Genomic DNA, 2,305 nt, shown 5'->3' on the forward strand with positions numbered 1-2,305 from the left:
TGCCCATGTTAATGCTGAATATGGTCACTTAATTAACCAGACTAGCCAGTTTTGGGATGCATCTGGTATTAAGTTAGACGTTGGTTTATTTTCTGGTGCACAGTTAGAAACTGGCTCATTAGAAACAATACTCGCCGGTGGTATTGCATTTGCAACCCAAGATACCACATCAGACAGTAACCGTATCAACACCACCGACCGTTTCCCATTGCATGAGAACATGCAGGAAGAATGGTCACAATGGCGACCTACCCAAGCTAAGTAATTTCATCTAGCGATAATACAATTAGTACAAAAGCAAAGGCCGATAAATATATCGGCCTTTCTATTTATATTATGGTTAATCTCGATAATGATGATTAACCATAAAACCAATAACACACACCGATGGCGGCACTAATACCTGCAAAATCTGCTGCTAAACCACATCCCAGTGCATGACGTCCATTACGGATCCCCACTGAACCAAAGTACACAGCCAATACATAAAACGTTGTTTCGGTACTGCCTTGTAAAATAGCCGCTAGGCGGCCCGCAAAAGAATCAACTCCGTGATGGCTCATCGTTTCTAACATCATCGCACGCGCACCAGAGCCGCTAAAAGGTTTCATGAACGCGGTTGGCATCGCATCAATAAAGCGCGTATCTGCGCCTAATGCACTCACGCCACTCGCTAACAGCTGTAAGGCATAATCTAGCGCCCCTGAAGCCCTAAGAAATCCAATGGCTAATAACATCGCCAGCAAATAAGGGATTAGCTGAATTGCTTGGCTAAAGCCCTGTTTAGCGCCATCAACAAACTCGTCATACACAGCAATTTTGCGATAACCCGCGACTAGAATAAAACTTAAAATCAGCAACAACAATATACCGTTACCTAACACCATAGACACTTGGCCTATCGCCTCGGCGGATAATGTCACCAAATAAGCGATCCCAGCCATGAATACACTCATAATGGTTGCAGCATAAGCCAAAATAACACTATTGATTAACGAGATTCGTTGCACTAACGCGACAACCAATAATCCCACAACGGTGGAGACACTAGTGGCTAATAAAATGGGTAAAAAGATATCCGCAGGATTAGCCGCACCTTGTTGGGCACGATAAAGAAATACGGTTACAGGAACTAAGGTAACTGATGAAGTATTTAACACTAAAAATAAAATTTGGGCGTTGGTTGCTACTGATTTTACAGGGTTAAGAGATTGCAGATCATGCATCGCTTTTAAGCCTAAAGGTGTTGCTGCATTGTCCAGTCCCAGCATGTTAGCTGTAAGATTCATGCTAATGCTGCCATAGGCGACATGTCCACGAGGAACTTCTGGCATCAACTTCGACAATAAAGGTTCAAATATGCGGGCAAACAACCCTACCACACCGGCCTTTTCACCGACTTGCATCAATCCCATCCATAACGCTAACACACCAATTAAGCCAAGTGATATGTCAGCGGCTAACTTAGCACTGGCAAACAATGCCGTCACCGATTCGCTTAATACATCGACATTGCCATTCACTAATTGAATCGTGATAGACAACGCTGCAATGATAAAAAATAATAACCACACTCTATTTAACACACACCACTCCATTAGCCAGTCGGTTTTATTAACGTCAATATACAGTAATCATTGCCGATCAGGGTGTACAATTCCGTGATATGATCGCTTCAATTACAGCAAAAATAACCTACCGTTTATTATTATGGCCCAATTAAATACAAACTTTATCAATCACATTGAGAAAGAGTTACCCGCTCACTTATCTTTACAAGAGTTTATTGCCTATTGCGATAAACCGCTTCGTAAATCCATTCGGGTGAATACGCTTAAAATCAGTACAACACAATTTGTCCACATCATGACTAGCGCAGGCTGGCAACTGTCTCCAGTACCTTGGTGTGCTGACGGATTTTGGATTGAGGGTAAAGATGATATCCAACTGGGTAATGCTATTGAACATATTCAAGGGCTATTTTATATCCAAGAAGCCAGTTCCATGCTGCCGCCGACCGCATTATTTTCTAATGATAACACCGCTGAAATTGTCTTGGATGTCGCCTCAGCTCCAGGCTCCAAGGCCACTCAAATAGCAGCCTTAATGAATAACAGTGGCTTATTAGTGGCTAATGAATATTCAGCCAGCCGCGTTAAAGTATTACACGCTAACGTATTACGCATGGGAGCCAGCCACACCGCCCTAACCCATTTTGATGGTCGAGTTTTTGGTGAATATTTATATGAATCGTTTGATGCTATTTTATTAGATGCTCCTTGTGGCGGCGAAGGTACGGTTCGTA

General features: G+C 42.7%; 2 protein-coding genes and 1 pseudogene. 2 read left to right on the forward strand and 1 reads right to left on the reverse strand.

Annotation, left to right across the window (positions count from 1 at the left end):
* Nucleotides 1-265: hypothetical protein (locus tag CXF78_RS20660; RefSeq protein ID WP_145991600.1), on the forward strand; the 265-nt coding region annotated here is incomplete at its 5' end.
* Nucleotides 266-359: 94 nt separating this feature from the next.
* On the opposite strand, the gene CXF78_RS20665 is transcribed toward CXF78_RS20660, so the two are convergent.
* A complete protein-coding gene (locus CXF78_RS20665; protein WP_041413009.1) occupies nucleotides 360-1,586 on the reverse strand; it encodes a nucleoside recognition domain-containing protein in 1,227 nt (408 codons plus the stop codon).
* 124 nt (nucleotides 1,587-1,710) lie between these two features.
* Between CXF78_RS20665 and yebU the strand changes: the two are divergent.
* Nucleotides 1,711-2,305 (forward strand): annotated as a pseudogene (gene yebU, locus CXF78_RS20670) (16S rRNA (cytosine(1407)-C(5))-methyltransferase RsmF); the annotation flags it as partial.

It is taken from the genome of Shewanella sp. 11B5 (assembly GCF_002836795.1).
Taxonomy (GTDB): domain Bacteria; phylum Pseudomonadota; class Gammaproteobacteria; order Enterobacterales; family Shewanellaceae; genus Shewanella; species Shewanella frigidimarina.